The sequence below is a fragment of the Luteimonas sp. 9C genome, from assembly GCF_902506295.1.
GTDB lineage: Bacteria > Pseudomonadota > Gammaproteobacteria > Xanthomonadales > Xanthomonadaceae > Luteimonas.
In genome coordinates this window covers 804,225-829,402 of the sequence record NZ_LR733312.1, presented here as the reverse complement: position 1 = coordinate 829,402, position 25,178 = coordinate 804,225, and the positions used below count along the sequence as shown (strand labels likewise).

Genomic DNA, 25,178 nt, shown 5'->3' with positions numbered 1-25,178 from the left:
GCTTTATGCGGGGCATTCACGGGGCATGGGGGGACGTCGATGCGGCCTTCGGTAGCCGACCATCCGGGAGACGGCCCGTCATCAGTGGGTCGACGCGGCGGCGGTAGATCCGACGCCGGTCCCGGTCCGCGGTCGGGTCATCCCGACCGTTGCGCAGGGACGCGCCCGGTCAACTCCGCACGAAGTAGAGCGCCAGCAGCCCGACGGCCAGCACGCCTGCGCCGATGCGGCGCAGGGTGTGGGTGGGCATCGTGAGCATCTGTTCGGCGTTGCGCTTCCAGAAACCGGGCACCGCGAACAGGATCAGGCCTTCAAGCACGAACACCAGGCACAACGCCGCCCACAGGTCCGACATCAGGCGCAGGTCTTCAACGGTCGCTGCGCATGTACTGCAGGAACGGGTCATCACGCTCGAGCACGATCACGCTGTCGCCCTTCTGGAACGACGCGCGATAGGCCTCGAGGCTACGCTGGAACGCGTAGAACGCCGGGTCGCGATTCGCGGCTTCGCCGTAGATGCGCGCGGCCTCGGCATCGCCTTCACCGCGCAGGGTCTGCGCGTCGCGCTCTGCCTCGGCGAGGATCACGGTCTGCTCGCGATCGGCCTGGCCACGGATCGCGCGGGCGCGCTCCTCGCCTTCGGCGCGCAGTCGCGTGGCCACTTCCTGGCGCTCGGCGCGCATGCGGTTGTAGACCTGCTGGATCACCTGGCTGTCGGTCGGCAGATCGATCTGCTTCAGACGGATGTCGATGATGCGCATGCCCAGCGACTGCGCGGCCTCGTTGATGCCGGGCAGCTGGCGCTCGACGAACTCCGAACGGTTGCCCGAGACGAGTTCGGTCAGGGTGCTGGCGTTGATCTCGTTGCGCAGCGAGTTCTTGATGATCGGCTCGAGGCGCAGATTGGCATCGGCCTCGTTGCCGGACGTGGCGCGGTAGAACGCGGCGACGTCGCTGATGGCGACGATGGCGACGAAGTCGACGCTCACGTCCTTGCGCTCGGAGGTCAGCGAGCGCTCCGGCGAGAACGCGCTGGCGTTGAAGCGACGGTCGAACACGCGTGCCGACTCGATCAGCGGAACCTTGAAGTGCAGGCCCGGGCCGATGTCGGTCCGGGCGACGCGACCGAGGTTGAGCACCAGGGCCACCTGGCCTTCGCGGACCACGTACACCGAGCCCATCAGGCCCAGCAGGACGACGATCAGCAACGGAATGACGAAATTCAGTCTCATCGGTTGGCTCCATCACGCGGCGGACGCGGCAGGTTGCGTGCCCCTGCTGCCGGCGCGGCATTGCTGTTGCCGTTGCCGGCGTTGCGCGTGGCTTCCACGGCCGGCGACAGCACCTCCGGCGGGATCAGCGAGGGCGCGGCCTGGCCGCCCGTGCCCTGCCCGGCCATCGGCACGTAGATCAACTGGCGGCCATCGCCACCGACGACCACGCGGTTCTCGGCCAGCACGCTCTGCACGGTTTCCAGCCACAGACGCTTGCGGGTGACGTCCTGGGCACTGGCGTAGGCGTCGACCAGCAGCGAGAAACGCGTCGCGTCACCGGTGGCGCGGGCGATCTCGGCGGTCTTGTAGCCCTCGGCCTGCGAGCGCACGCGCTCGGATTCACCGCGGGCTTCCGGCACGATCTTCGCCGCATACGCGCCGGCTTCCTTGACCAGCTGCTCGTTCATCTGCTGCGCGCTGTTGACGGCGTCGAACGCGTCCTTGACCTCTTCCGGCGGACGCGCGTCCTGCAGGTTGAGTTCGTTGACGAACAGGCCAGTGCGGTAGCTGTCGAGCGAGGCCTGCAGCGAGGTCTGCGCCGCCGTCGAGATCGGGCCACGCGCATTGAGCGCGGCGTCCAGATTCACCCGGCCGATCTGCTCGCGGACGGCACTGAGTGCGGTCTGCTCGAGCATCTCGCGCGCATTGCGGGTGCCGAACAGGTACTGCTCGGCATCGCCCACGCGGTACTGCACGTTGAAGGACACGATGACGATGTTCTCGTCGCGGGTCAGCACCGGCACGGTATTGCTGTAGGACTGCACGGTGGTCGCGTCGACCTTGGTCACGCGCTCGACCGGCCAGGGCAGCTTGAAGTTCGGACCCGGCTGCATGATCCGCGCGACCTGGCCGAACCGGAGCACCACGCCGCGCTGGGTTTCACCCACCAGCACGAAGCAGTTGAGCAACAGCACGACGACCACGACGACCGCGATCCAGCGCAGCGGATTGCCGCCGCCGAAACCGCCACCGAAGAGTCCGCGGAACTGGTCGAGGATGCGGTCGAAACCACCGCCGCCGCCACCGCCACGCCCGCCACGTCCACCGCCGCCGGTCCGGCGTGGCGGCCACGGATTGCGCTCGCCCTGATTTCCGGAATCCTTGCGGTCCGGAGAATCCTTGTCCTTGTTGTTGCCGGGAATGTTCCAGGCCATGCCTGCTCCAGTTCTGGGCGCGCAGCCTGCGTCGGCGGCGGCGCGGGGGTCGCATAGTCTAACCGGCTCGCGCCTGTCGCAGGCCACGCACCGGAGGTCATGCCGGGATTCCCGTGGCCGCGGCCCTGCGCGCGAAGCGGCGTCCCCTGGAAGCCCCATCGCGTGCAGACACGCGCCCACCGGACCTATCAGATGGTGTCGTCCTCGTCCGGAGGCAAGAGCGCACGCAGGGGTTCGCCGTCGGGCTGCGACGCCAGACGCGCGGCATCGGCATGCGCCAGGTCCACCTGCAGCAACCAGCCGGACTCGTCGAGCGTTTCCCCACGCACGCCTTCGAGCGCATGCAGGCGGGCGTGCAGCCGGCCGGATTCGGGCGGCAGGCGCACCTTGCCGGCAACGCGCCGGATGCCGAGGCGCCGGGCGAGCGCCTGCGACAGCACGCCGAGCCCCAGGCCGTCCCGCGCGGAAATCCACACGTTCTCGCGCACGGCGTCGTCAGCCAGCGCGTTGGGGTCCTGGTCGTAGCGCGGCGTCGCGCCTTCGATGCGGTCGATCTTGTTGAAGACCAGCAGCTGCGGCAGATCGCCGGCGCCGATCTCGCCCAGCACGGCGTCGACCTGGGCGATGCGCTCGTTCCGCAGCGGGTCGGCGGCGTCGATGATGTGCAGCAGCAGATCGGCCTCGCGCGCCTCGCTCAGCGTGGAGCGGAACGCGGCGACGAGTTCGTGCGGCAGGTCGCGGACGAAGCCGACGGTATCGGCCAGCACGATGCTGCCACCGGACAGGTCGACGCGGCGCACCGTGGGATCGAGCGTGGCGAACAGCTGGTCGGCCGCGTAGGCATCGGCACCGGTGAGCGTATTGAACAGCGTGGACTTGCCGGCGTTGGTGTAGCCGACCAGCGCCACGCGCGGCAGTTCGCTGCGCACGCGCGCACGGCGCATCTGGGTGCGCTGCACTTCCACCTTGTCGAGTCGTGCCTGCAGCTGCTCGAGCCGCTTCTGCAGCAGGCGGCGGTCGGTCTCGAGCTGGGTCTCGCCCGGCCCGCGCAGTCCGATCGAGCCACCGCGCTGGCGCTCGAGATGGGTCCAGCCGCGCACCAGGCGCGTGGCCATGTGCCGCAGCTGCGCCAGTTCGACCTGCAGCTTGCCTTCGTGGCTGCGGGCGCGCTGGGCGAAGATGTCGAGGATCAGACCGGTGCGGTCGACGACGCGGCGCTCGAGGAACTTCTCGAGATTGCGCTCCTGGCCCGGCGTGAGCCGATGGTTGACCAGCACCAGGTCCGCGCCGGTGGCATCGGCCGCGGCCTTGACCTCGTCGAGCTTGCCGCTGCCGAACAGCGTGGCGGCATTGGGCTTGTCGATCCGGGCCGGGATGACCGCGGCGACGCGGGCACCGGCGGAGCGGGCGAGTTCCGAAAATTCTTCCAGCGCGCCTTCGTCGGCGGGGCCATGCGAATGCGGCTGGATCAGCAGCGCGTTTTCACCCTTGCGGGAGCGTTCGAACAAGTGGGTTCACACCTCGGGTCAGTCGGTGGTCTCGGGCGCCTCGTCCTCGCCTTCACCGGACTGGACGAAGCCGCCGCCTGGCGCCACGCGCACGTTGCGGGCCGGCACCACGGTGGAGATGGCATGTTTGTAGACCATCTGGCTCACGGTATTGCGCAGCAACACCACGAACTGGTCGAAGGATTCGACCGTGCCCTGCAGTTTGATGCCATTGACGAGGTAAATCGAGACGGGCACACGCTCGCGGCGCAGTGCGTTCAGGAAAGGATCCTGCAAGGATTGCCCCTTGGACATGGTGTTTCCCCAGCGTGGTTGTTGTTCTGATGACCTGTTGGCCGGGCCGTCGTCCGCTCCCCGGACGACGACCGGCCGATGTTACACAACCGCGATGCGGTCTGTGCGGGATCCAGCGGGGAGAATGCTGTGCGGAATCGGGGTTTCGTGACGGCGATGGCCGGATGCCACCTCCGTGATCACGATCAGGACGCAGCGCGCTCCGCGGACGACCCGCCGCTCACGCAACAAACGCCGCGACCTCCGCATCCAGCGCAGCGCGCTGCGTGGCCGGGTCGAACCACCGCGCCCCGCCACGCCCGCGCAACCACGTGCACTGCCGTTTCGCGAGCTGCCGGGTGGCGGCGATCGCGCGTGCGCGGAAATCGTCCGCGGTGCCCTGCCCGTCCAGGTACGCCCACGCCTGGCGATATCCCACGGCGCGGATGGCCGGCAGTTCGAGTGGCGCGGGATGCGCCTGCAGCTGCGGCAACGCGCGCAGGCCGCGCACCTCGTCGAGGAAGCCGGCAGCGAGCATCGCGTCGAAGCGGTCGGCGATCCGCGCATGCAGCGTGGCACGCGCGGGCGGCGCGATCGCCAGCGCCAGCACCTGCGCCGGGAACGGCGGCGATTCGCTCGGATGCCGCTGCCAGTCGCTGATCGGAACGCCGGTCAGCCGGTGCACTTCCAGCGCCCGCTGGATGCGTTGCGCATCGCCGGGCTTGATGCGCGCGGCGGCCTCGGGGTCCAGCGTCGCCAGCTGCGCATGCAGGGCGGGCCAGCCAAGCGCGGCGGCCTCGGCGGCGATCGCGGCCCGGGTGTCGGCATCGGCTTCCGGCATCGGCGACAGGCCATCGAGGAGTGCCGCGAAGTACAGACCCGTGCCCCCGGCGAGGATCGGCACGCGCCCGCGGCGCAGGACATCGTCGACCGCGCGCCGCGCGTCGTGGGCGAACTCGGCCGCCGAGTACGTCTGCCAGGGGTCGCGCAGATCGAGCATGTGATGCGGAACGCGGGCCCGCTCGGCGGCGTCGGGCTTGGCCGCGCCGATCTCCAGTCCTCGATACACCAGCGCCGAATCGACACTGACAATCTCGCCGCCGAACCGCGCCGCCCATTCGAGCGCGAGCGCCGTCTTGCCGGACGCGGTCGGCCCCATCAGGGCGACCGCGCGCGGACGCAAGCCCGCTCCGCTCACGCGCCGCGCACCATGGCTCAGTAACCGGTCTCGCGCAGCGACAGGCGCACCTGCTCGTGGCGCGCCTGCACCTGCTGCGACGGCGCACGACCCAGCAGGCTGACGACGACGATCGCGAGCGTGGCAACCGCGAAGCCGGGCACGATCTCGTACAGCGCCGACCCCATCCGCTCGACGGCAATCTGCTTCCAGGCCACCACCGTGACCGCGCCCAGCAGCATGCCTGCCAATGCGCCGTTGCGCGTCATGCGCTGCCAGAAGAGCGCCAGCAGCACCACCGGGCCGAACGCGGCACCGAAGCCGGCCCACGCGTAGGCCACCAGCCCCAGCACCCGGCTGTCGGGATCACGCGCCAGCCACAGCGCGACCAGCGCGACCAGCAGCACGCTGCCGCGCCCCACCCACACCAGCTCGCGCTGGCTGGCGTCGTTGCGGAAGAAACCGCGGTAGAAATCTTCCGACAGCACGCTCGAACACACGATCAGCTGGCTCGACAGCGTGCTCATCACCGCGGCGAGGATCGCCGACAGGATCACGCCCGCGACCCACGGGTTGAACAGCAGCTCCACCAGGGTGATGAACACACGCTCGGCGTTCGCTTCGACCGGGCCTGCCAGCTCGGGATGCTGCTGGAAATAGGCGATGCCGAGAATGCCGACCGTCAGCGAACCCAGCAGGCACAGGATCATCCACGCCATGCCGATCCGGCGCGCGGCCGGGATCGTGCGCACGCTGCCGGCCGCCATGAAGCGGGCCAAGATATGGGGCTGCCCGAAGTAACCGAGCGCCCAAGCCAGCAGGGACACGATTCCGATCAGGCCCAGTTCGCCGCCGCGTGTCCAAGACAGTTTGCTGGCATCGACGCTGGCGATCAGATCCATGCTCGATTCGAAGCCGCCGGTGGTCATGTAGACGATGACCGGCGTCAGCAGCAACGCGAACAGCATCAGCGTGCCCTGCGCGACGTCGGTCCAGCTGACCGCGAGGAAGCCGCCGATCAGCGTGTAGAGAATGGTCACCGCCGCGCCCCACCAGATCGCCTGTGCATACGGCAGACCGAAGACGCTCTCGAACAGCCGCGCGCCCGCCACCACGCCCGACGCGCAGTAGATGGCGAAGAACACGAGGATCACCACGGCGGAGAACACGCGCAGCAACCGGCTGCGGTCCTCGAACCGGTGGGTGAAGAAATCCGGCAGCGTCAGCGCATTGCCGGTGCGCTCGGTGTAGACACGCAGGGGACCGGCGACGAAGCGCCAGTTGAGATAGGCGCCGGCGATCAGTCCGATGCCGATCCAGGCTTCGGAAACGCCACCCAGGTACAGCGCGCCCGGCAGGCCCATCAACAGCCAGCCGCTCATGTCGGAGGCGCCCGCCGACAGCGCGGTCACGCCCGGTCCGAGCTTGCGTCCGCCAAGGATGTAGTCGTCGAAGTTCTTGGTCGAGCGCCACGCCACGACCCCGATCAGCACCATGCAGACGAGATAGACCACGAAGGTCACGATCAGCGGCGTACTGGCAGTCATCATCGAACAATCCCCTCCTGAAACGACGGACCGCCCGGATGGGCGGCTCGAAAATGGTGGCCACAGGTTAACGCATCGTCCTCCGGCCGGCCGCGCGGCGGCCGGGCCCGCGCAGTCCGTCAGGCGTCGTCCGGCCAGACGATCGTGGGCGCCGGCTTCGACGCACGCGGCACCGGCACCGACACGACCGCCGCCAGGATCTTCAGCGCATCGACCGTTTCGGCGACGTCGTGCACGCGCAGGATCCGCGCGCCGTTCTGCGCGGCGATCAGATGCGCGGCCACCGAACCGGCGACCCGCCCGGCCGGGACGTCACGCCCCGTCAGCTCGCCGATGCTGCGCTTGCGCGACAGCCCCGCCAGCACCGGCACGCCCAGTTCGGCGAAGCGTGCAAGCTGGGCCAGCAGCGTCATGTTGTGGGCGGTGGTCTTGCCGAAGCCGAAGCCCGGATCGACCACGATGCGCTTGCGGTCGATACCGGCCATCTCGGCGGAGAAGATGCGCTCGGCCAGGAAACGATGCACGTCGCCGACCACGTCGTCGTATGCCGGCGCGTCCTGCATGGCGCGCGGCTCGCCGAGCATGTGCATCAGCACGACCGGCACGTTGAGAGAGGCGGCAGTCTCGAGCGCGCCCGCACGCCGCAGGCCGTAGACGTCATTGATCAGGCCTGCGCCCGCGGCGATCGCCGCGCGCATGACCTCCGGTTTGGACGTGTCGATGCTGATCGGCAGGGACGCGCGCGCGACCAGGCCTTCGATCACCGGCAGCACGCGGCGCAGTTCCTCGGCGACCGGCACGTCGTCCGCACCGGGCCGCGTGGATTCGCCGCCCACGTCGAGAATGTCGGCGCCGGCCGCCGCCAGCTGCAGGCCATGCGCGATCGCGGCGTCCGGGGTGTCGTGCGTGCCGCCATCTGAAAACGAATCCGGCGTCACGTTGACGATGCCCATCACGCGCGGGCGGTCGAGCCGCAGCACCCGGCCATTGCAGTCGAGCTGGAGGACGGTATCGAACATCGGCAGCACCTGGGCGTCGCGGAAGGTGCGGTGATTGTCGCGGCTCGACGTCCGCGTGCCCAGCCGGCGCCGTCCGCGCCCGGCGCCCGGCAGCGCGTGGTGGCCCGCCGGACACCGGTCGTTGCCGGTGCCCCCGGTCGCCAGCCGACCGGGCATGCGCGCTGCGCCTGCGGCGACCCAAACGGGTGCGGACGTGCCGCGGCCGATCTGTGCTGCGGATGTCGGCGGCACGGCGTGCGCGGACAGACGCCTCCGGCGACGACGCCGGTATGCAACGTCGGAACTTCGTGGGCGTTGCCATCGCCCCAAAAAAAAGCGGCCCGGAGGCCGCTTCTTTCATGTCGCCACGCGCTTTCGCGTCAGGCCTGCTCGGCCGCCCCCCCAATCGGCGGCTGCAGCGGGCGGTTGCCACCCTTGTCGCCGCTGTCGTCGTTCTTGTTGGCGTTCGCCTTGCCCCAGCCCATCGGCGGCGGCGGCTCGCGACCTTCCATGATCGCGTCGATCTGCGGCACGTCGATGGTCTCGTACTCGAGCAGCAGCTTGGACATCGCGTGCAGCTTGTCGATGTTCGCCGTCAGCAGTTCCGTGGTGCGCTCGTAGGCCTTGTCGAGAATCGTGCGCACGACCTCATCGATGCGGCGCGCCGTGTCGTCGGACACCGACTTGTGCTGCGTGACCGAGCGGCCGAGGAAGACCTCGTCGTCCTCTTCGCCGTAGGCGATCGGGCCGAGCTCGTCCGACAGGCCCCACTTGGTGACCATGTTGCGGGCCATCTTGGTCGCGCGCTCGATGTCGTTCGAGGCGCCGGTGGTGACCTTGTCGCCGCCGAAGATCAATTCCTCGGCCACGCGGCCGCCGTAGAGCGAGCACAGCTGCGATTCGATCGCAACGCGGTTCATCGAATAACGGTCGCCTTCCGGCAGGTACATCGTCACGCCCAGCGCGCGCCCGCGCGGAATGATCGTGACCTTGTAGACCGGATCGTGCTCGGGCACGAGGCGACCGACGATCGCATGACCGGCCTCGTGATAGGCCGTGAGCGTCTTCTCGTCCTCGCTCATCGCCATCGACCGGCGCTCGGCGCCCATCAGGATCTTGTCGCGGGCACGATCGAAGTGGTCCATGCGGACCTCCTTCCCGTTCTCGCGTGCGGCGAACAGCGCGGCCTCGTTGACGAGGTTCGCGAGATCCGCGCCGGAGAAGCCAGGCGTGCCACGGGCGACGACGAGCGGCTGCACGTCTTCGTCCAGCGGCACCTTGCGCATGTGCACCTTCAGGATCTGCTCGCGGCCCTTGACGTCCGGCAGGCCCACGACGACCTGGCGGTCGAAACGGCCCGGACGCAGCAGCGCGGGATCGAGCACGTCGGGGCGGTTGGTCGCGGCGACGACGATCACGCCCTCGCCGCCTTCGAAGCCGTCCATTTCGACCAGCAGCTGGTTGAGGGTCTGCTCGCGCTCGTCATGCCCACCGCCGAGACCGGCGCCGCGATGACGCCCCACCGCATCGATTTCGTCGATGAAGATGATGCACGGCGCCTGCTTCTTGGCCTGCTCGAACATGTCGCGCACGCGGCTGGCGCCGACGCCGACGAACATCTCCACGAAATCCGAACCGGAGATCGAGAAGAACGGCACCTTGGCCTCGCCGGCGATCGCCTTGGCGAGCAGCGTCTTGCCGGTACCGGGCGGTCCGACCATCAGGACGCCGCGCGGAATCTTGCCGCCGAGCTTCTGGAAGCGCGACGGATCGCGCAGGAATTCGACGAGTTCAGACACTTCTTCCTTGGCCTCGTCGCAACCGGCGACGTCGGCGAAGGTGACCTTGGTCTGTTCTTCGTTGAGCAGCTTGGCGCGGGATTTGCCGAAGGACATGGCGCCCTTGCCGCCGCCCTGCTGCATCTGCCGCATCATGAAGAACCAGAAACCGATGATCAGCGCGACGGGCAACAGCTGGATGAGGATGTAACCCAGCGAAATGCCACTCGACGGCGGCGCCTGGTCGATCGCGACATTGTGGTTCATCAGGTCGTCGATCATGCGCTCGTCGCGACGCGGGGCGATCACCGTGCCGCTCTGCCCGCCTTTGGTCTGGAACGTGATCGTGCGTTCGTCCTCGGCGATTTTCACCGAGCCGATCTGGTCGCGACGGACCTGTTCCATGAACTGCGAGTACTGGACGTCCTGCCCGCCGGCGCCGGTTCTGGGGCTGAAGCTCTGGAAGATCACCATCAGCACGACGGCGACGACCACCCAGAGCAGCAGATTCTTGACCAGATCGTTCATGTTCGGGGGTTCTCGTGAAGAGTGCGGTGGAGCGTGTAATGCGTCGGGGTCATGCTACTTCATCGTCGCCAGCTTGCCGGTCGCCAGGGCATAGACTTCCGGCGAACGCTGCCGGGATGCGGCGGGCTTGCGGATCGACAGCTTCGTATAACGCCGCCGCAGATTGCGGACGTAGTCGTCGAATTCGGTGCCCTGGAACAGCTTGATCAGAAACGTGCCGCCGGTGCGCAGGTGGTTGTCGGCGAAGTCCATCGCCAGCTCTGCCAGATGCATGGCACGCGGCTGGTCGACGGCATCGATTCCACTCTTGTTGGGGGCCATGTCGGACAACACAAGGTCCACCTGTTGCCCGGCCAGCGTGGATTCGAGCAGCGAGAGGACCGCATCCTCACGAAAATCCCCGTGAAGGAACTCCACGCCAGCCAGCGACGGCATGTCCAGGATGTCGAGTGCGATGACGCGACCCGAGTCGCCCAGTGCCTGGCGCACCCACTGGGACCAGCCACCGGGGGCCGCGCCCAGATCGACCACGACCATGCCCGGCTTGAGCAGGCGGTCGCGTTCGACCAGCTCCTCCAGCTTGTAGGCGGCGCGCGAACGCAGGCCATCCTTCTGGGCCTTCTTTACGAAAGGATCGGAGAAATGTTCTTTCAGCCAGCGCTGGCTGCTTTTGCTGCGGGAGGCCATCAACGGCTCGAGGGCGGGACAGGTGCGTCCGGTGGCCATGATATCCTGCCGGTCGTCTTCATTCCCCCGATCGGTTCATCCATGAGTAATGCCCTGACCGCTGCCCAGACCCGTTTTCTGCGCGGCCAGGCCCATGGCATCAAGGCCATGTTGCAGGTAGGTGGCAAGGGCATCACCGATGCGCTGATCGCCGAAATCGATGCCGCACTCGAGCATCACGAACTGATCAAGGTCAAGGTGGGGGCGTCGGACCGTGACGCGCGCGACGCGATGATCGACGACATTGCCGGACGCACCGGCTCGGCACTCGTGCAGCGCATCGGCCACGTGGCCATCCTGTACCGCCAGAGCAAGGACCGCCGCCAGATCGTCCTGCCGCGGTCCTGATCGCGGGTCGCGCCGCATGCAGCTCAATCTCGAATCCCCCGATTTCGATTACGTCCTGCGCGGCGCCGACGGGCACCTGGCGCTGGTCAACGACCGCCGCCTGAGCCGCAGCTTCATCGTCGCCCCGCGCAGCCTGGTCGAAGACTGGCCGGTGACCGATGTGCGTGCGCTCGACGTCGATGCCCTCGAACCGGTGCTGGCCCTGGCGCCCGAAGTCGTGTTGCTGGGCACCGGCGAGACCCAGGGCTTTCCGCCGCCGGCGGCGATGGCCGCGTGCCTGTCACGCGGCATTGGCCTCGAAGCCATGACCAACGCTGCCGCGGCCCGCACGTTCAATGTGCTGGCGAGCGAAGGCCGACGGGTGGTGGCTGCGTTCGTACTGTCGGAACGCGACGCCCCGGCAGGCACCTAGGCGCCCTGCGCGGGCTGACCCCGGGGCCGGTCTCCGGGCACCCCGCTCCGGGACTGCGCAGCTCGCGACCTACCGCAATCTGACGCCGCGCAGCATGCGCGCGGCACGACGGTCGAAGACCGTCGCGGCGGCAGGGCGTCAGGCCAGGGATGACGCGTGAGTCCACGTAGGACGTCGTGCCGACACCGCGGGTTCCGGCTTCCGGCGGACGGACGCAGTGCGCAAACGATGGACGATGCAGCTGATGACGCGGCGACGTGTCCCGACGAGAGGCGCGCTGCAACGGGCGCGCCGTTGCGTGACGGTCGCTCAGCGCGCCGGCAGATAGGTCAGCGGATCGACCGGCTTGCCGTTGTAGCGGATTTCGAAGTGCAGCATGTCCCGCGCGGCACCGGTGCGGCCGAGCTCCGCGATCTGCTGGCCGGCGCGGACGCGCTCGCCCTCATTGACCTTGCGGCTGCGGTTGTGGCCGTAAGCGGTCAACCACTGCTCGTCGTGCTTGACGATGATCAGCTCGCCGTAGCCGACGAGGCCCGCACCGGAGTACACGACCACGCCATCGGCGGCCGCATTGACGGCCTGGCCGGAGGTGCCGGCGATATCGACGCCCTGTTTGGTCGGATCGTTGCCGACATAGCGACCGACGATCTGGCCGTCGGTCGGCCACTGCCAGCGGAACGGGCTGCGCACGGGCGGCGCGGCGGGGGTCTGCGGAGCGGTCTGCGTGGGGCGTACGGCCGGGCGCTGCGCAGTCGCGCTGCCGGATGTCGACGGGCGCGTCGGCGCGGCGCCGCCGGGATACAGACGCAGGCGCTGTCCGGGATAGATCGTGTACGGCGCGCGGATGCTGTTCCAGGTGGCGAGATCGAGCGCACTGATGCCGTTGCTGGTCGCCAGGCGGTAGAGCGTATCGCCACGGCGCACGGTGACGGATTCGCCGGGCCGGGGTGTCGAGGTCGGCGCAGTGCGGCCGCCCTCACGGACCACCGTACTGGTGCCGCAAGCCGACAGCAGTCCCACCACGCACACCACCCACAGCTTCCTCATCCACGCATCTCCAACCAGACCAGACCAACGACCACCAGACCCACCATCAACCAGCCGAGCCATTCGATATAGCGCTTGAGCACCGGCTCCAGTTTCGGGCCGCCCCAGGCCATCAGACCGGCGACGAGAAAGAACCGTGTGCCCCGCCCCAGCAGCGATCCAACGACGAACGGTAGCAGTCCGACTCCGAGCGAACCCGACGCGATCGTGAATACCTTGTACGGGATCGGCGTGAATCCGGCGATGAACACGAACAGCAGGCCGTGTGCGAGAAACAGCGCCCGGATGCGCTCGAACGCCGGCTGCCAGCCCATGCGCTCGATCCACGGCCATGCCAGGTCCAAGGCGAAATGGCCGATGAGATAGCCGAGCAATCCACCCGCGACCGAACCCAGCGTGCACAGCAGCGCGTAACGCCACCAGGCCTGCGGTCTGGCCAGCGACATCGGCGCGAGCATCACGTCCGGCGGAATCGGGAAGATCACCGACTCGGCGGCGCTCATCAGCGTGAGGTAACGCGGCGCGTGACGGTGGCCGGCCCATGCGAGCACGGTGTCGTACATCCTTGCAAACACCTGCATCAATCCACGTATCCCGATAACAGAGGCACGAAGGCGACCGCGGCGACGTCCTGCTGCTCGATCTGCCCGTCAGCGTGTCTGCGCAACACCAGCAGGCGTTGCGCGCCGGGCGCACCGACCGGCGCCACGAGCGTGCCGCCCGCGGCCAACTGATCGGTCAGCGCTTCGACCAGCGCGGGACCGGCGGCGGTGACGATGATGGCGTCGAACGGTCCATTTTCCGGCCAGCCGATCCGGCCGTCGTCGTGCTTGCTGCGCACGTTGAGACCCAGCGAGCGGAAACGCTTGCGGGCGACGCGCAGCAGTTCGCCGATGCGCTCCACGGTATGCACTTCGATGCCGAGCGCGGCGAGGATGGTCGCCTGGTAGCCGGAGCCGGTGCCGACTTCGAGCACCTTGCCCGGCATGCCGTTCGCCAGCAGCGCCTCGGTCATGCGCGCGACCACCCACGGCTGGGAAATCGTCTGGCCATGGCCGATCGGCAATGCGGTGTCTTCGTAGGCACGCGTCGCCAGTGCCTCGTCGACGAACAGGTGACGCGGCACGGTGCGGATCGCGTTGAGGACGCGCTCGTCCGAAATGCCACCCCCCGGATGCGCGCCGTCGCGCAGGCGTTCGATCAGGCGATCGCGCACGCGTTGCGAGGTCATGCCCACACCGACCGCCTCGGGCTGCAGACGCATCCGCGCCGTCACGCCTGGGTCGCCTTGAGGTCCGCTTCGAGCCCGCCGACCCAGCTGGCCACGTGCTCGAGCGCCTGGTAGCGCGTGAGGTCGACGTGGATCGGGGTGATCGCGATGTGCTGCGTGCGCACGGCATGGAAATCGGTACCGGGTCCGGCGTCCTGCTCCGGACCGGCCGCGCCGATCCACCACCAGGTGCGGCCGCGCGGATCGTCGATCGACGTGCACGGCTCGGCGCGATGGCGATTGCCCAAGCGCGTGACCTCGAAGCCGGCGAGTTCGTCCCACGGCACGTCGGGCACGTTGACGTTGAGGATGGTGTCGGCAGGGAGCGGATCGGCTTTGAGGCGCGCGACGATCTCGACCGCGGCGCGCGCGGCGGTCTCGTAATGCTGGCCGTCGTGGTCGCGGGTGACCAGCGACATCGCGACTGCGGGCAGCCCGAGGAAGCGGCCTTCCATCGCGGCGGCCACGGTGCCGGAATAGATCACGTCGTCGCCGAGATTGGCGGTGTTGTTGATGCCGGACACCACGATGTCCGGCTCGAGCTCGAGCAGACCGGTGATCGCGACATGCACGCAGTCGGTAGGCGTGCCGTGCACGCGCCAGGTGCATGCGTCGACCTGCACCGTGCGCAGCGGCATGTCGAGCGTCAGAGAATTGCTCGCGCCGGAACGATCGCGATCGGGCGCGACCACCAGCACCTCGTGACCGGCCTCACGCAGGCCCTGGGCGAGAATCCGGATGCCGGGGGCGTCGACGCCGTCGTCGTTGCTGACCAGTACGCGCATGGATCGTTCTAGAGGCCCCGAGCCGTCGGACAAGAACGCCATGATACCGGATGCGTCTCCCCTGCCCCAGTTCGAAAGCAGCGCGACGCTGCACGCGCGCGCAGGCACCGCTAACCTAGCGGTATGCAACGAGGACGCCATCGCCCCGAGCCGCCCGCCGTACCGTCCGATGACGACGATGCCGCCCTGTTCCGCAATGCGATCGGTCCGGTCCGCGAACTGCCGGCCGCGCCGCTGCCGCCGCAGACGCCGAAACCGCGGCCGTCCACGCGGATGGCAGACCGCGACGATGCGGAAGCCCGCAGCGAATTCAGGCAATTGCTGGACGGCCCGCTGCTGGGCGGCGGCGACACGATGCAGTACCGCCGCGATGAAATTTCCCCGCGCGTGCTGAAGCGGCTCGGGCGCGGCGAATATGCCGCGCAGGAAGAACTCGACCTGCACCACAGCGACGCGCACCAGGCGAGCACGCTGCTGCGCCTGTTCCTGCGTGATGCGGTCGATGCCGGCGTGGGCTGCGTGCGCGTGATCCACGGCAAGGGCCTGAACTCCTCGCCCGATGCGCCGATCCTCAAGAATCTCGTCGACCGCCTGCTGCGACAACGCGCCGACGTGCTCGCCTTCCACAGCGCCCCCGGCGGCCAGGGGGGCGCCGGCGCGGTGCTGGTATTGCTGCGACCGCGCCGCTGAGCGCGGGACACGCCGACGCGCGCGGACACAGTCGAATCGCCCGCCGATTGAGGTCGTGACCGACGGGTAGCTGCACGCGCCTGGCGCGCCCACGCCCGTAAAACAGAAAGGCTGCAGCCGCCTGCAGCCTTTCCTTGCCACCACGCCTGCCGCGCGTCAGTGCTTGACGCGCGTCCGCTTGGCGCCTTCTGCGCGGGGTACGACCTTGCGCGCGGTCTTGCGCTCGACCTTCTGGCCGGGCGGCGGCGGCAACGGCCGCTCCAACGCCAGATCCAGCACCTCGTCGATGTACTTCACCGGCATGATCTTCATGCCGTCGGTGACGTTCTTCGGAATGTCGGCCAGATCCTTGCGGTTCTCCTCGGGAATGATCACGGTCTTGATGCCGCCGCGCAGCGCGGCCAGCAGCTTCTCCTTGAGTCCACCGATCGCGGTCACCCGACCGCGCAAGGTGATCTCGCCGGTCATCGCCACGTCCGCGCGCACCGGAATCTTGGTCAGCAGCGAGACAAGCGTCGTCGCCATCGCGATGCCCGCACTCGGACCATCCTTCGGTGTCGCGCCGTCGGGCACGTGCACGTGGATGTCGTGCTTCTGCAGCACCTCGAGTTCGACACCCAGACGTTCGGCGCGCGAACGCACGACCGACATCGCCGCCGACGCCGATTCCTTCATCACGTCGCCCAGCTGTCCGGTGAGGATGAGCTGGCCCTTGCCCGGCACCTGCGTGGCTTCGATCTGCAAAAGATCACCGCCGACTTCCGTCCAGGCGAGACCGGTGACCAGACCGATCTCGTTGTCCTGCTCGGCGCGACCGAAGTCGAAACGCTGCACGCCCAGGTACTTGTCGAGGTTCTTCTCGGTGACCTTGACCGTCTTGATGCCCTTGGACTTGCCCTTGCCGGTCGTGACCGGACCGGCCAGCGCGATTTCCTTGACGACCTTGCGGCAGATCTTGGCGATCTCGCGCTCGAGATTGCGCACGCCCGATTCGCGCGTGTAGTAGCGGACGATGTCGCGCACCGCGCCCTCGGACACGGTCAGCTCTTCAGCCTTCAGCCCGTTGGCCTTCAGCTGCTTGGGCAGCAGGTACCGCGTGGCGATGTTGAGCTTCTCTTCCTCGGTGTACCCCGGAATCCGGATCACTTCCATGCGGTCGAGCAGTGGACCGGGGATGTTGAGCGAGTTGGACGTCGCGACGAACATCACTTCCGACAGGTCCAGATCGACCTCGAGGTAGTGGTCGTTAAACGTGTGGTTCTGCTCGGGATCGAGCACCTCGAGCAGCGCGGATGCCGGATCGCCGCGGAAGTCCATCGACATCTTGTCGATCTCGTCGAGCAGGAACAGCGGGTTCTTGGTGCCGACCTTGTTCATGCTCTGCACGATGCGGCCCGGCATCGAACCGACATAAGTCCGGCGGTGGCCGCGGATCTCGGCCTCGTCACGCACGCCGCCGAGCGCCATGCGGGTGAACTTGCGGTTCGTCGCCTTGGCGATCGACTGGCCGAGCGAGGTCTTGCCCACGCCAGGCGGACCGACGAGACACAGGATCGCGCCCTTCATCTGCTTCACGCGCGTCTGCACCGCGAGGTACTCGAGGATGCGCTCCTTGACCTTCTCCAGACCGTAGTGGTCGGCGTCGAGCACATCCTGCGCGGACTTCAGATCCTTGCGGACCTTGCTGCGCTTCTTCCACGGCACGCCGAGCAGCCAGTCGAGATAGTTGCGCACGACCGAGGCTTCCGCCGACATCGGCGGCATCTGCTTGAGCTTGTTGAATTCCGCCTTGGCCTTGGTCTCGACCGCCTTCGGCATGCCGGCTTCCGCGATCTTGCGCGCGATCTCGTCGATGTCGCTTGGCGCATCGTCGATCTCGCCCAGCTCCTTCTGGATCGCCTTCATCTGTTCGTTGAGGTAGTACTCGCGCTGCGACTTCTCCATCTGCGACTTCACGCGGCCGCGGATGCGCTTCTCCATCTGCTGCACGTCGATCTCGCCGTCGACGAAACCGACCAGCAGTTCCAGACGGTCCGCGGTGTCGGTAGCGTCGAGCAGGCGCTGCTTGTCGGCCAGGCGCACGCCCAGATGCGCCGCGATGGTATCGGCCAGACGTGCGGAGTCGTCGATGCCCGACAGCGTCTGCAGCAGTTCGGGCGGCAGCTTGCGGTTGGTCTTGACGTACTGCTCGAACAGACTCATCAGCGAACGCGCGATGGCCTCGACCTCGCGTGGTTCGCGCGACTCGAGCGGGGCGATCGCAACGCCACTGCCCGCCAGCGCGCCGTCGTTGTCGCGGATGTCGCGCAGCCTGACACGCTCGGTGCCTTCGACGAGCACCTTGATCGTGCCGTCGGGCAGCTTGAGCAGCTGCAGCACCGTCGCCAGCGTACCGATCTCGTAGAGATCGTCGGCCGTCGGGTCATCGGTCTCGGCGGACTTCTGCGCCACCAGCAGGATGCGCTTGTCGGCCTCCATCGCCAGATCGAGCGCCCGGATCGACTTGTCGCGCCCGACGAACAGCGGGATGACCATGTGCGGGAACACCACGACGTCGCGCAGCGGCAGGACCGGCAGTTCGTGGGTCTCGGGAGTACTGCGTGGGGGCATCTTCATTCCTCGGTGTGGCGCCGTCCGGCGGGACGACCCCGGCGACCTTGCGGCCGCCCTGCCCCGTTTATGGGGCGCGCCCGTCCGGGATGCAAGCGTGTTTGAAACGCTGGATACGAACGCGCCGCGGGCCCGGAGGCACGCGGCGCGTCGTGGAGCGGTCTTCGCCCGGACAGGGCGGTCCAGCGCATCGCCGGAACGTTTCGTTCCGGAAGTCGACTCAGTCGCCGGACGCGACCTTCTGCTCGGTGGCGGGTGTCTCGTAGATCAGGTACGGCTCGGACTTGTGCTCGATGACCGACTCGTCGACGACCACCTTGCTGACGTTCTCCAGCGACGGCAGGTCATACATCGTGTCGAGCAGCACCGACTCGACGATCGTGCGCAGACCACGCGCGCCGGTCTTGCGCTTGATCGCCTTCTTGGCGATCGCGGCCAGCGCGTCCTGACGGAACTCCAGCTCCACGCCCTCCATCTCGAACAGCTTCTTGAACTGCTTGCTGATCGCGTTCTTGGGCTCGGTCAGGATCTGGATCAGCGCGGCCTCGTCGAGTTCCTCGAGCGTCGCCACGACCGGCAGGCGGCCCACGAACTCGGGGATCAGGCCGAACTTGATCAGGTCTTCCGGCTCGACATCCGCCAGCACCTTGCCGACTTCCGCCTTGCGCTCGGCGCTCTTGAGCTTGGCGCCGAAGCCGATGCCGCTGGCGTCGGTGCTGCGGGCCTGGATCACCTTGTCGAGGCCGGCGAACGCGCCGCCCACGATGAACAGGATGTTCTTGGTGTCGACCTGCAGGAACTCCTGCTGCGGATGCTTGCGACCACCCTGCGGCGGCACGCTGGCCACCGTGCCCTCGATCAGCTTGAGCAGCGCCTGCTGCACGCCTTCGCCCGACACGTCACGGGTGATCGACGGGTTTTCGCTCTTGCGCGAAATCTTGTCGATCTCGTCGATGTAGACGATGCCCTGCTGTGCCTTTTCGGCGTCGTAGTCGCACTTCTGCAGCAGCTTCTGGATGATGTTCTCGACGTCCTCGCCCACGTAACCGGCTTCGGTCAGCGTCGTCGCGTCGGCCATCGTGAAAGGCACGTTGAGCAGGCGGGCCAGCGTTTCGGCCAGCAGCGTCTTGCCCGAGCCGGTCGGGCCGATCAGCAGGATGTTGGACTTGGCGAGTTCGACCTCGTCGTTCTTGCTGCGGCTCTCGATGCGCTTGTAGTGGTTGTAGACCGCCACTGCCAGCGTCTTCTTGGCCCGTCGCTGGCCGATGACGTACTGGTCCAGCACCTCGAGAATCTCGCGCGGCTTGGGCAACGAACTGCGGGCCGACTGCGCCTTCTCCTCGAGCTCCTCGCGGATGATGTCGTTGCAGAGCTCGACGCACTCATCACAGATGAACACGCTGGGACCCGCAATCAGCTTGCGCACCTCATGCTGGCTCTTTCCACAGAAAGAGCAGTAGAGGATTTTGTTGCTGTCGCCGGAACGACCCTGACGGTCTTCGCTCATGCCTTGGCCAAATCTGTATTGCGGTTTCGTTTCGAGAATAGCACAGCGTCCGGCGCCTCCAACGGGAGGGCGCCGTCACGCAGATGCATGATGAATCAAGCGTTTAGCAGCGTCAGGCGGCGGTGATGGAGTCGTCCGGACGACGCTCGAGCACCTGGTCCACCAGGCCGTACTCGCGTGCGGCCTGCGCGCTCTTGAAGTTGTCGCGCTCGGTGTCGCGGGCAATCGTCTCGAGCGGCTGGCCGGTGTGGTGGGCCATGATCTCGTTCAGACGCTGCTTCATCGACAGGATTTCCTTGGCGTGGATGTCGATGTCCGTCGCCTGGCCCTGGAAGCCGCCCAACGGCTGGTGGATCATCACGCGCGAGTTCGGCAGCGCGTAACGCTTGCCGGCCGCGCCCGCCGAGAGCAGCAGCGCGCCCATGCTGGCGGCCTGGCCGATGCAGATCGTGCTGACGTCCGGCTTGATGAACTGCATGGTGTCGTAGATCGCCATGCCCGCCGTGACGATGCCGCCCGGCGAGTTGATGTACAGGTTGATGTCCTTCTCGGGATTCTCCGCCTCGAGGAACAGCAACTGGGCGACGATCACGTTCGCCATGTGGTCGTCGATGCCGCCCACGAGGAAGATCACGCGCTCCTTCAACAGGCGCGAATAGATGTCGTACGCGCGCTCGCCGCGGCTGGTCTGCTCGACCACCATCGGCACCAGGTTGAGGGCTTTCGTCTCGATGCTCATCAATCATTTCCCGTCGGTGGAGCGTCCGGCCCACATGGACCGGACGGGGTGCGCGTGGTTCAGCCCTGCGGGCCGATCGCGTCCTGGAAGCTCAACGACTGCTCGGTGTGCTTGGCGCGCTCGGCGATCCAGTCGATCACCTGCTCTTCCATCACACGGTTCTGCAGACCCGACATCAGCTGGGGGTCGTTGCGGTACATCTCAATGACCTGCTGCGGCTCTTCGTAGGTCGAGGCGATCAGGCGCATCGTCTCGTTCACACGCTTGGGATCGAGCTTGAGCTGGTTGCGACGGGCCACTTCGCCCACCAGCAGGCCGACGAGCACGCGCTTGCGCGCGGGTTCCATGAAGTCGTTGTGCGCATCGTCGGCGACGGTCGGGTTCTGGCCGTTGCGACGGGCCTGCTCGACGGTCTGGCGCAGCAGCGACTTCGCCTCCGACTCGACCAGCTTGGGCGGCAGTTCGACACTGGCGAACGCCGCGACCAGCTGCTCACCCACCTCACGACGCAGGCGGTTCATCAGCGCGCCCTTGAGCTCGCGCTCGAGGTTGTTGCGGATCTCCGTGCGGAACTGCGCCATCTCGCCGCTCTTGACGCCGAAGCTGCGGATGAAGGCCTGGTCGACCTCCGGCAGCTGCTGTTCGGAGACCTGCTCGACCTTGACGTGCACGGTGGCCTGCTTGCCGGCCAGCTGCGGCACGCGCCAGTCGGCCGGGAAGCTGACCTCGATCGCCTTTTCCTCGCCCTTGGCCAGGCCGACCAGTGCGTCCTCGATCTCCGGGTACATCGCACCCGAACCAAGCACGGTGACGCCACGCTCGGCGCCTTCGGCCGGCAGGCGGTCATCGCCGATCTGCGACCAGGTTTCCACGTCGACGGCGTCGCCCTTGGCCGCGCCGCGCGTGACCGCGCTCCAGCTGCGACGCTGCAGACGCAGGTTTTCGATCATGCGATCGATGTCGTCCTCGGCCACTTCCGCGGTGTGACGCACGACTTCGAGCTTCTCGAGTTCGATGGTGCCGAAGTCCGGCACGATCTCGAAGGTCGCGGTGAAGGCCAGCTCGCCCTCGCCTGCCTCGCCTTCCGGCGCGATGCGCGGCTGGCCGGCAATCTGCAGCTCGTTCTCACGGACGGCCTGGTCGAAGCCTTCGCGCAGCAGACGGTCCAGCTCCTCGGCACGGACCTGCTCGCCGAAGCGCTGCTCGACGACCTTGGCGGGCACCTTGCCCGGACGGAAGCCCTTGAGTCGGGTGGTCCGCGCGATTTCGCGCAGACGGCCACCGACTTGGGTGTCCAGGCGTTCGGACGGCACGCGGAACGTCATCTTGCGTTCCAGGCTACCCAGCGATTCGACCGAAACTTGCATATCCACTCCTGCGCTTGCGGACGGTGCCGCATGACATCTGACTGTTGGGAATTGGTTCTGAACTCTGCCGGCCGCCCACTCCGGAGAGACGGGCGACGGAACGGACTAGTTTGGCGGATTCAGCGCGTGGCCGCCACCGCCGCGGGCACACCCGGCTGAACACCCTGTCGCAGGCGACGGCACGCACCTCGCGCAGGGCGCTCGCCCGCCAGGCTTGCCGCTGGCTCCGTTCGGGGTCTACGGGAGAGGCCGCGCAGGCGACAGCGCTGCAGCCGGTGCCGGCCGGGATGGTGCGAAAGGGGGGACTCGAACCCCCACGCCTTGCGGCACTGGTACCTAAAACCAGGGCGTCTACCAATTCCGCCACTTTCGCGCTGCCTGCCTGCTGGCGCGGGCCGCCGCATCTTAGACGATCCACCGGCGCGCCCGCATCCGCCGCCCGCCCCCTCAGCGTCCTCCGCCGACATGACCGTCCATTCCACGCACGCACCGACTCCACGCACGCGCCGACGGACCATCATTGCGTCGAGGTCGACCTGCACGCTCGCGCGTCGCCTGGTCCCGCACGGTCGCTGCCCGCGTGCAACACGGGTCGGCAGACGCAATACCCGCGCACGTTCCGTAACCGGTCGCCGGAAACGAAAACGCCCGGCGTGAGCCAGGCGTTTCGTGGAACTGGTGGGCCGTCAAGGATTCGAACCTTGGACCTATTGATTAAGAGTCAACTGCTCTACCAACTGAGCTAACGGCCCGATGAAGCGGGCGCGCATTGTAATAAAACTTTGCGCGCTTGGGCAACACCTTTCGAGTGTCGCCCGGTGAAGCAATGGGGTGGAAGACGGGATTTGAACCCGCGACCCCCGGAATCACAATCCGGTGCTCTAACCAACTGAGCTACATCCACCACAGAAACCTTGTCTCGTACCGCCGGCACTGGCGCGCCCGACAGGAATCGAACCTGTAACCCCCGACTTAGAAGGTCGGTGCTCTATCCGGTTGAGCTACGGGCGCCAGTGCGTCGAATGATAAACGCGACTGGTACCCGATGGTCGGGGTAGAGGGATTCGAACCCCCGACATCCTGCTCCCAAAGCAGGCGCGCTACCAGACTGCGCTATACCCCGCCGGAACAAGCGGTCGAACCTGACCCCGACACGGTCAGGACCGTACGAAGGGCGCAATTGTACGACCGCCGCGCGTGCTGTCAATGCAGTGCAGCATACGGATCCGCTGGTATCCTCCTTCCCGATCCGAATCCATGGACAGACAGGGGCGAAACCCATGCGCAGCGGCAATCCCGCACTGAAGGAATCCACGTTCCTCGATCTCGCCAGCGGCAGCGTGGTGTCACGCGACGGCGAGACGATGACCCTCAACGGCACCGTCAACAAGACCGGCTTTCTGCTGCTGCTGACGATCCTCACCGCCGCGTTCGCCTGGTCGCAGGTCGAATTCGGCACAGACGGCCGGCCGCAGCCAGGTTTCGGCATCTACATGTGGGGCGGCGCGATCGGTGGCTTCGTGCTCGCCATGATCACCGTGTTCAAGAAGGAATGGGCCCCGGTCACCGCGCCTGCCTATGCACTGGTCGAGGGCTTCTTCCTCGGCGCGATCTCGGCGATGTACAACTTCATGTACGAAGGCATCGTGCTGCAGGCGGTGATGCTGACCTTCGGCACGCTGTTCGCGTTGCTGTTCGCCTATCGCACGGGCCTGATCAAGGCCACCGAGAACTTCAAGCTCGGCGTCGTGGCCGCCACCGGCGGCATTGCGCTGGTGTACCTCGCAACAATCGTGCTCGGCTTCTTCGGGGTCTCGATTCCGCTGATCCACGAATCCGGCCTGGTCGGTATCGGCTTCAGCCTGTTCGTCATCGTGATCGCCGCGCTGAACCTGGTGCTGGACTTCGATTTCATCGAGACCGGCGTCGAACAGGGCGCGCCGAAGTACATGGAGTGGTACGGCGCGTTCGGCCTGATGGTCACGCTGGTTTGGCTGTACATCGAGTTCCTGCGGTTGCTGTCGAAGTTGCAGCAGCGCTGAGGCTCCATGCCCCGTAATGCAGAAGGCGCCCGCTGCGGGCGCCTTTTTTTTGCGCGATCAGCCCTCCGCGCGCGGAGCGTCCGGCAGCGGAACGTCCCGTCGTCCCGGCCATGCGATGAACCCGATCGCTACGATCGCCAGCAGCCAGCAGTAGTGGACGCGTCCGGCGAGCGCGAGCGGCGACACCGAGGCCAGCGATGCGGCAAGCAGGATCTGCGCGCCATACGGCAGCACGCCCTGCGCAACGCAGGCGAAGATGTCCAGCAGGCTGGCCGCGCGCCGCGGACTGATGCCGTGCTGTCCGGCGATGTCGCGTGCAACGCTGCCGCTGACGAGGATCGCGACCGTGTTGTTGGCGGTGAACACGTCGGCGGCGCCGGACAATGCGGCGATGCTGAACTCGCCGGCGCGTCGTCCGCGACGCCCGCGCACCAGCCGGGCGATCCCGCCGGCCAGCCAGACGAGGCCGCCGCTGGCCTTGGTCAACGCGCCCAGGCCGCCGATCAGCAGCGACAGCAGCAGGATTTCGACCATGCCCTCGAAACCCGTCCAGATGTCGCCGACGAACGGCACCACGCCGTAATCGTCGGCGAACCCCATACCGAATCCGCCGGCCAGCACGATGCCCAGGCCCAGCACGATCAGCACGTCGACGCCGGCCAGCGCCAGTGCCAGCACGACGCCGTAGGGCAGGATCAGCCATGCGGAGCCGACGGGCTGTGTTTCGATCGGCGATGCCCCGCCCAGGACACCGAGCAGGAGCATCGTCGCCAGCGCCGCCGGTACCGCGATGCTGAAATTCTCGCGGAACTTGTCGCGCATCTGCGCGCCCTGGGTGCGGGTCGCCGCGATCGTGGTGTCGGAGATCACCGAGAGGTTGTCGCCGAACATCGCGCCGCCGATGACCGCGCCGACCACCAAGGCATGCTCGAGGCCCGAGGCGTCGGCGACACCGAGGGCGATGGGCACGACCGCGGCAATGGTCCCCATCGAAGACCCGATCGCCAGCGAGATCAGGCCCGACAGCAGGAACAAACCCGGCAGGATCAGCGGCGCGGGAATCGCCGACAGGCCGATCGACACCACGGCGTCGACCGCGCCGATCGCGCTCGACACGTAGGCGAACGCACCGGCGAGCAGGAAGATCAGGCACATCAGCACGATGTTGGGATCGCCCATGCCGCGCAGCAGGATCTCCCCGGCCTGCAGGCCGCGGCGATGGGCGATCCAGGCTGCGAGCGCGAGCGCGGGTAGGATCGCGACCGGCGCACGCAGCTGGTAGAACCCCATCGCTTCGCCCTGGGCGGTGAAATACAGGCCGGCGCCGAAGAACAAGGCCAGAAACAGCAACAGCGGCGTCAGCGCGAGCGCACTGGGGCGGACGGTCATGCGGGTCGG

At 67.4% G+C, this 25,178-nt stretch carries 23 protein-coding genes and 5 tRNA genes; 4 read left to right on the top strand and 24 right to left on the bottom strand.

Features of this window, described 5'->3' with window-relative positions; genetic code table 11:
* Positions 1-169 precede the first annotated feature (169 nt).
* From CURTO8I2_RS03635 to rlmE, 10 genes are all read right to left on the bottom strand, one after another.
* Positions 170-364 carry a DUF2065 family protein gene (locus CURTO8I2_RS03635; RefSeq protein WP_201295524.1) on the bottom strand — a complete coding sequence of 65 codons (195 nt, stop codon included), beginning with the start codon at positions 362-364 and terminating at the stop codon, positions 170-172.
* A 4-nt stretch (positions 365-368) separates the two neighbouring features.
* Positions 369-1,232: a protease modulator HflC gene (hflC, locus tag CURTO8I2_RS03630; RefSeq protein WP_159678740.1), complete on the bottom strand. Its 864-nt coding sequence runs from the start codon at positions 1,230-1,232 to the stop codon at positions 369-371.
* Positions 1,229-2,428, bottom strand: a complete 1,200-nt coding sequence (hflK, locus tag CURTO8I2_RS03625; RefSeq protein ID WP_159678738.1) for an FtsH protease activity modulator HflK — start codon at positions 2,426-2,428, stop codon at positions 1,229-1,231. Before hflK ends, hflC begins: the two co-directional genes overlap by 4 nt.
* Before the next feature lie 188 nt (positions 2,429-2,616).
* Positions 2,617-3,936 (bottom strand): ribosome rescue GTPase HflX, encoded by a 1,320-nt coding sequence (hflX, locus tag CURTO8I2_RS03620; RefSeq protein WP_159678736.1) that lies wholly within the window; start codon positions 3,934-3,936, stop codon positions 2,617-2,619.
* An 18-nt stretch (positions 3,937-3,954) separates the two neighbouring features.
* A complete protein-coding gene (hfq, locus tag CURTO8I2_RS03615) occupies positions 3,955-4,230 on the bottom strand; it encodes an RNA chaperone Hfq (protein ID WP_159678734.1) in 276 nt (91 codons plus the stop codon).
* A 220-nt stretch (positions 4,231-4,450) separates the two neighbouring features.
* Positions 4,451-5,368 carry a tRNA (adenosine(37)-N6)-dimethylallyltransferase MiaA gene (gene miaA / locus CURTO8I2_RS03610; RefSeq protein WP_159681534.1) on the bottom strand — a complete coding sequence of 306 codons (918 nt, stop codon included), beginning with the start codon at positions 5,366-5,368 and terminating at the stop codon, positions 4,451-4,453.
* 56 nt (positions 5,369-5,424) lie between these two features.
* Complete coding sequence (gene putP / locus CURTO8I2_RS03605) at positions 5,425-6,936, bottom strand: sodium/proline symporter PutP (RefSeq protein ID WP_236550990.1); 1,512 nt, start codon at positions 6,934-6,936, stop codon at positions 5,425-5,427.
* Positions 6,937-7,052: 116 nt separating this feature from the next.
* Positions 7,053-7,952 carry a dihydropteroate synthase gene (gene folP, locus CURTO8I2_RS03600; RefSeq protein ID WP_159681532.1) on the bottom strand — a complete coding sequence of 300 codons (900 nt, stop codon included), beginning with the start codon at positions 7,950-7,952 and terminating at the stop codon, positions 7,053-7,055.
* A 359-nt stretch (positions 7,953-8,311) separates the two neighbouring features.
* On the bottom strand, positions 8,312-10,237 hold the full coding sequence (gene ftsH, locus CURTO8I2_RS03595) for an ATP-dependent zinc metalloprotease FtsH (RefSeq protein ID WP_159678732.1): 1,926 nt from the start codon (positions 10,235-10,237) through the stop codon (positions 8,312-8,314).
* A gap of 54 nt (positions 10,238-10,291) precedes the next feature.
* A complete protein-coding gene (gene rlmE / locus CURTO8I2_RS03590; protein WP_159678730.1) occupies positions 10,292-10,924 on the bottom strand; it encodes a 23S rRNA (uridine(2552)-2'-O)-methyltransferase RlmE in 633 nt (210 codons plus the stop codon).
* Positions 10,925-11,005: 81 nt separating this feature from the next.
* On the opposite strand from rlmE, the gene yhbY reads away from it, so the two are divergent.
* A complete protein-coding gene (gene yhbY / locus CURTO8I2_RS03585) occupies positions 11,006-11,311 on the top strand; it encodes a ribosome assembly RNA-binding protein YhbY (protein ID WP_159681531.1) in 306 nt (101 codons plus the stop codon).
* Between the two features lie 16 nt (positions 11,312-11,327).
* Positions 11,328-11,723, top strand: coding sequence for an Mth938-like domain-containing protein (locus tag CURTO8I2_RS03580; protein WP_159678728.1), 396 nt, complete (start codon positions 11,328-11,330; stop codon positions 11,721-11,723).
* Positions 11,724-12,032: 309 nt separating this feature from the next.
* On the opposite strand, the gene CURTO8I2_RS03575 is transcribed toward CURTO8I2_RS03580, so the two are convergent.
* Genes CURTO8I2_RS03575 through surE form a run of 4 tightly spaced genes read right to left on the bottom strand, consistent with a single transcriptional unit; the run spans position 12,033 to position 14,825 of the window.
* A complete protein-coding gene (locus tag CURTO8I2_RS03575; RefSeq protein ID WP_159678726.1) occupies positions 12,033-12,770 on the bottom strand; it encodes a peptidoglycan DD-metalloendopeptidase family protein in 738 nt (245 codons plus the stop codon).
* A complete protein-coding gene (locus CURTO8I2_RS03570; RefSeq protein WP_236550989.1) occupies positions 12,767-13,333 on the bottom strand; it encodes a YqaA family protein in 567 nt (188 codons plus the stop codon). The genes CURTO8I2_RS03575 and CURTO8I2_RS03570 overlap by 4 nt, the downstream gene beginning before the upstream one ends.
* A gap of 17 nt (positions 13,334-13,350) precedes the next feature.
* Positions 13,351-14,046, bottom strand: coding sequence for a protein-L-isoaspartate(D-aspartate) O-methyltransferase (locus CURTO8I2_RS03565; protein ID WP_159678723.1), 696 nt, complete (start codon positions 14,044-14,046; stop codon positions 13,351-13,353).
* A complete protein-coding gene (surE, locus tag CURTO8I2_RS03560; RefSeq protein ID WP_159678721.1) occupies positions 14,043-14,825 on the bottom strand; it encodes a 5'/3'-nucleotidase SurE in 783 nt (260 codons plus the stop codon). Before surE ends, CURTO8I2_RS03565 begins: the two co-directional genes overlap by 4 nt.
* Before the next feature lie 123 nt (positions 14,826-14,948).
* On the opposite strand from surE, the gene CURTO8I2_RS03555 reads away from it, so the two are divergent.
* Positions 14,949-15,515 (top strand): Smr/MutS family protein, encoded by a 567-nt coding sequence (locus CURTO8I2_RS03555; protein ID WP_159678719.1) that lies wholly within the window; start codon positions 14,949-14,951, stop codon positions 15,513-15,515.
* A 156-nt stretch (positions 15,516-15,671) separates the two neighbouring features.
* On the opposite strand, the gene lon is transcribed toward CURTO8I2_RS03555, so the two are convergent.
* From lon to CURTO8I2_RS03510, 9 genes are all read right to left on the bottom strand, one after another.
* Positions 15,672-18,125 (bottom strand): endopeptidase La, encoded by a 2,454-nt coding sequence (gene lon / locus CURTO8I2_RS03550; RefSeq protein WP_159678718.1) that lies wholly within the window; start codon positions 18,123-18,125, stop codon positions 15,672-15,674.
* Positions 18,126-18,345: 220 nt separating this feature from the next.
* The gene (clpX, locus tag CURTO8I2_RS03545) at positions 18,346-19,632 is read right to left on the bottom strand and encodes an ATP-dependent Clp protease ATP-binding subunit ClpX (RefSeq protein WP_159678716.1); all 1,287 of its coding nucleotides are present in this window, start codon (positions 19,630-19,632) and stop codon (positions 18,346-18,348) included.
* A gap of 112 nt (positions 19,633-19,744) precedes the next feature.
* Positions 19,745-20,371 (bottom strand): ATP-dependent Clp endopeptidase proteolytic subunit ClpP, encoded by a 627-nt coding sequence (gene clpP, locus CURTO8I2_RS03540; protein WP_159678715.1) that lies wholly within the window; start codon positions 20,369-20,371, stop codon positions 19,745-19,747.
* A gap of 59 nt (positions 20,372-20,430) precedes the next feature.
* The gene (gene tig / locus CURTO8I2_RS03535) at positions 20,431-21,738 is read right to left on the bottom strand and encodes a trigger factor (protein WP_159678713.1); all 1,308 of its coding nucleotides are present in this window, start codon (positions 21,736-21,738) and stop codon (positions 20,431-20,433) included.
* Between the two features lie 288 nt (positions 21,739-22,026).
* Positions 22,027-22,111 (bottom strand) — tRNA-Leu (locus CURTO8I2_RS03530).
* 303 nt (positions 22,112-22,414) lie between these two features.
* A tRNA-Lys gene (locus tag CURTO8I2_RS03525) sits at positions 22,415-22,490 on the bottom strand.
* A gap of 75 nt (positions 22,491-22,565) precedes the next feature.
* A tRNA-His gene (locus tag CURTO8I2_RS03520) sits at positions 22,566-22,642 on the bottom strand.
* 30 nt (positions 22,643-22,672) lie between these two features.
* Positions 22,673-22,749: transfer RNA gene (locus tag CURTO8I2_RS03515), tRNA-Arg, on the bottom strand.
* A gap of 35 nt (positions 22,750-22,784) precedes the next feature.
* A tRNA-Pro gene (locus CURTO8I2_RS03510) sits at positions 22,785-22,861 on the bottom strand.
* Between the two features lie 157 nt (positions 22,862-23,018).
* On the opposite strand from CURTO8I2_RS03510, the gene CURTO8I2_RS03505 reads away from it, so the two are divergent.
* On the top strand, positions 23,019-23,780 hold the full coding sequence (locus CURTO8I2_RS03505; RefSeq protein ID WP_159678711.1) for a Bax inhibitor-1/YccA family protein: 762 nt from the start codon (positions 23,019-23,021) through the stop codon (positions 23,778-23,780).
* 57 nt (positions 23,781-23,837) lie between these two features.
* On the opposite strand, the gene CURTO8I2_RS03500 is transcribed toward CURTO8I2_RS03505, so the two are convergent.
* Positions 23,838-25,169, bottom strand: a complete 1,332-nt coding sequence (locus CURTO8I2_RS03500) for a Na+/H+ antiporter NhaC family protein (protein ID WP_159678710.1) — start codon at positions 25,167-25,169, stop codon at positions 23,838-23,840.
* Between the last annotated feature and the right edge of the window lie 9 nt (positions 25,170-25,178).

Excerpts from the sequence above, each read along its gene's own strand:
- hfq (WP_159678734.1), bottom strand. The coding sequence starts at position 4,230 with ATGTCCAAGGGGCAATCCTTGCAGGATCCTTTCCTGAACGCACTGCGC.
- surE (WP_159678721.1), bottom strand. The coding sequence starts at position 14,825 with ATGCGCGTACTGGTCAGCAACGACGACGGCGTCGACGCCCCCGGCATC.
- tig (WP_159678713.1), bottom strand. The coding sequence starts at position 21,738 with ATGCAAGTTTCGGTCGAATCGCTGGGTAGCCTGGAACGCAAGATGACG.
- miaA (WP_159681534.1), bottom strand. The coding sequence starts at position 5,368 with ATGGGGCCGACCGCGTCCGGCAAGACGGCGCTCGCGCTCGAATGGGCG.
- CURTO8I2_RS03500 (WP_159678710.1), bottom strand. The coding sequence starts at position 25,169 with ATGACCGTCCGCCCCAGTGCGCTCGCGCTGACGCCGCTGTTGCTGTTT.
- clpP (WP_159678715.1), bottom strand. The coding sequence starts at position 20,371 with ATGAGCATCGAGACGAAAGCCCTCAACCTGGTGCCGATGGTGGTCGAG.
- folP (WP_159681532.1), bottom strand. The coding sequence starts at position 7,952 with ATGTTCGATACCGTCCTCCAGCTCGACTGCAATGGCCGGGTGCTGCGG.
- ftsH (WP_159678732.1), bottom strand. The coding sequence starts at position 10,237 with ATGAACGATCTGGTCAAGAATCTGCTGCTCTGGGTGGTCGTCGCCGTC.
- hflC (WP_159678740.1), bottom strand. The coding sequence starts at position 1,232 with ATGAGACTGAATTTCGTCATTCCGTTGCTGATCGTCGTCCTGCTGGGC.
- CURTO8I2_RS03580 (WP_159678728.1), top strand. The coding sequence starts at position 11,328 with ATGCAGCTCAATCTCGAATCCCCCGATTTCGATTACGTCCTGCGCGGC.
- rlmE (WP_159678730.1), bottom strand. The coding sequence starts at position 10,924 with ATGGCCTCCCGCAGCAAAAGCAGCCAGCGCTGGCTGAAAGAACATTTC.
- clpX (WP_159678716.1), bottom strand. The coding sequence starts at position 19,632 with ATGAGCGAAGACCGTCAGGGTCGTTCCGGCGACAGCAACAAAATCCTC.
- yhbY (WP_159681531.1), top strand. The coding sequence starts at position 11,006 with ATGAGTAATGCCCTGACCGCTGCCCAGACCCGTTTTCTGCGCGGCCAG.
- CURTO8I2_RS03575 (WP_159678726.1), bottom strand. The coding sequence starts at position 12,770 with ATGAGGAAGCTGTGGGTGGTGTGCGTGGTGGGACTGCTGTCGGCTTGC.
- lon (WP_159678718.1), bottom strand. The coding sequence starts at position 18,125 with ATGCCCCCACGCAGTACTCCCGAGACCCACGAACTGCCGGTCCTGCCG.
- putP (WP_236550990.1), bottom strand. The coding sequence starts at position 6,936 with ATGATGACTGCCAGTACGCCGCTGATCGTGACCTTCGTGGTCTATCTC.
- CURTO8I2_RS03555 (WP_159678719.1), top strand. The coding sequence starts at position 14,949 with ATGCAACGAGGACGCCATCGCCCCGAGCCGCCCGCCGTACCGTCCGAT.
- CURTO8I2_RS03570 (WP_236550989.1), bottom strand. The coding sequence starts at position 13,333 with ATGTACGACACCGTGCTCGCATGGGCCGGCCACCGTCACGCGCCGCGT.
- CURTO8I2_RS03505 (WP_159678711.1), top strand. The coding sequence starts at position 23,019 with ATGCGCAGCGGCAATCCCGCACTGAAGGAATCCACGTTCCTCGATCTC.
- hflK (WP_159678738.1), bottom strand. The coding sequence starts at position 2,428 with ATGGCCTGGAACATTCCCGGCAACAACAAGGACAAGGATTCTCCGGAC.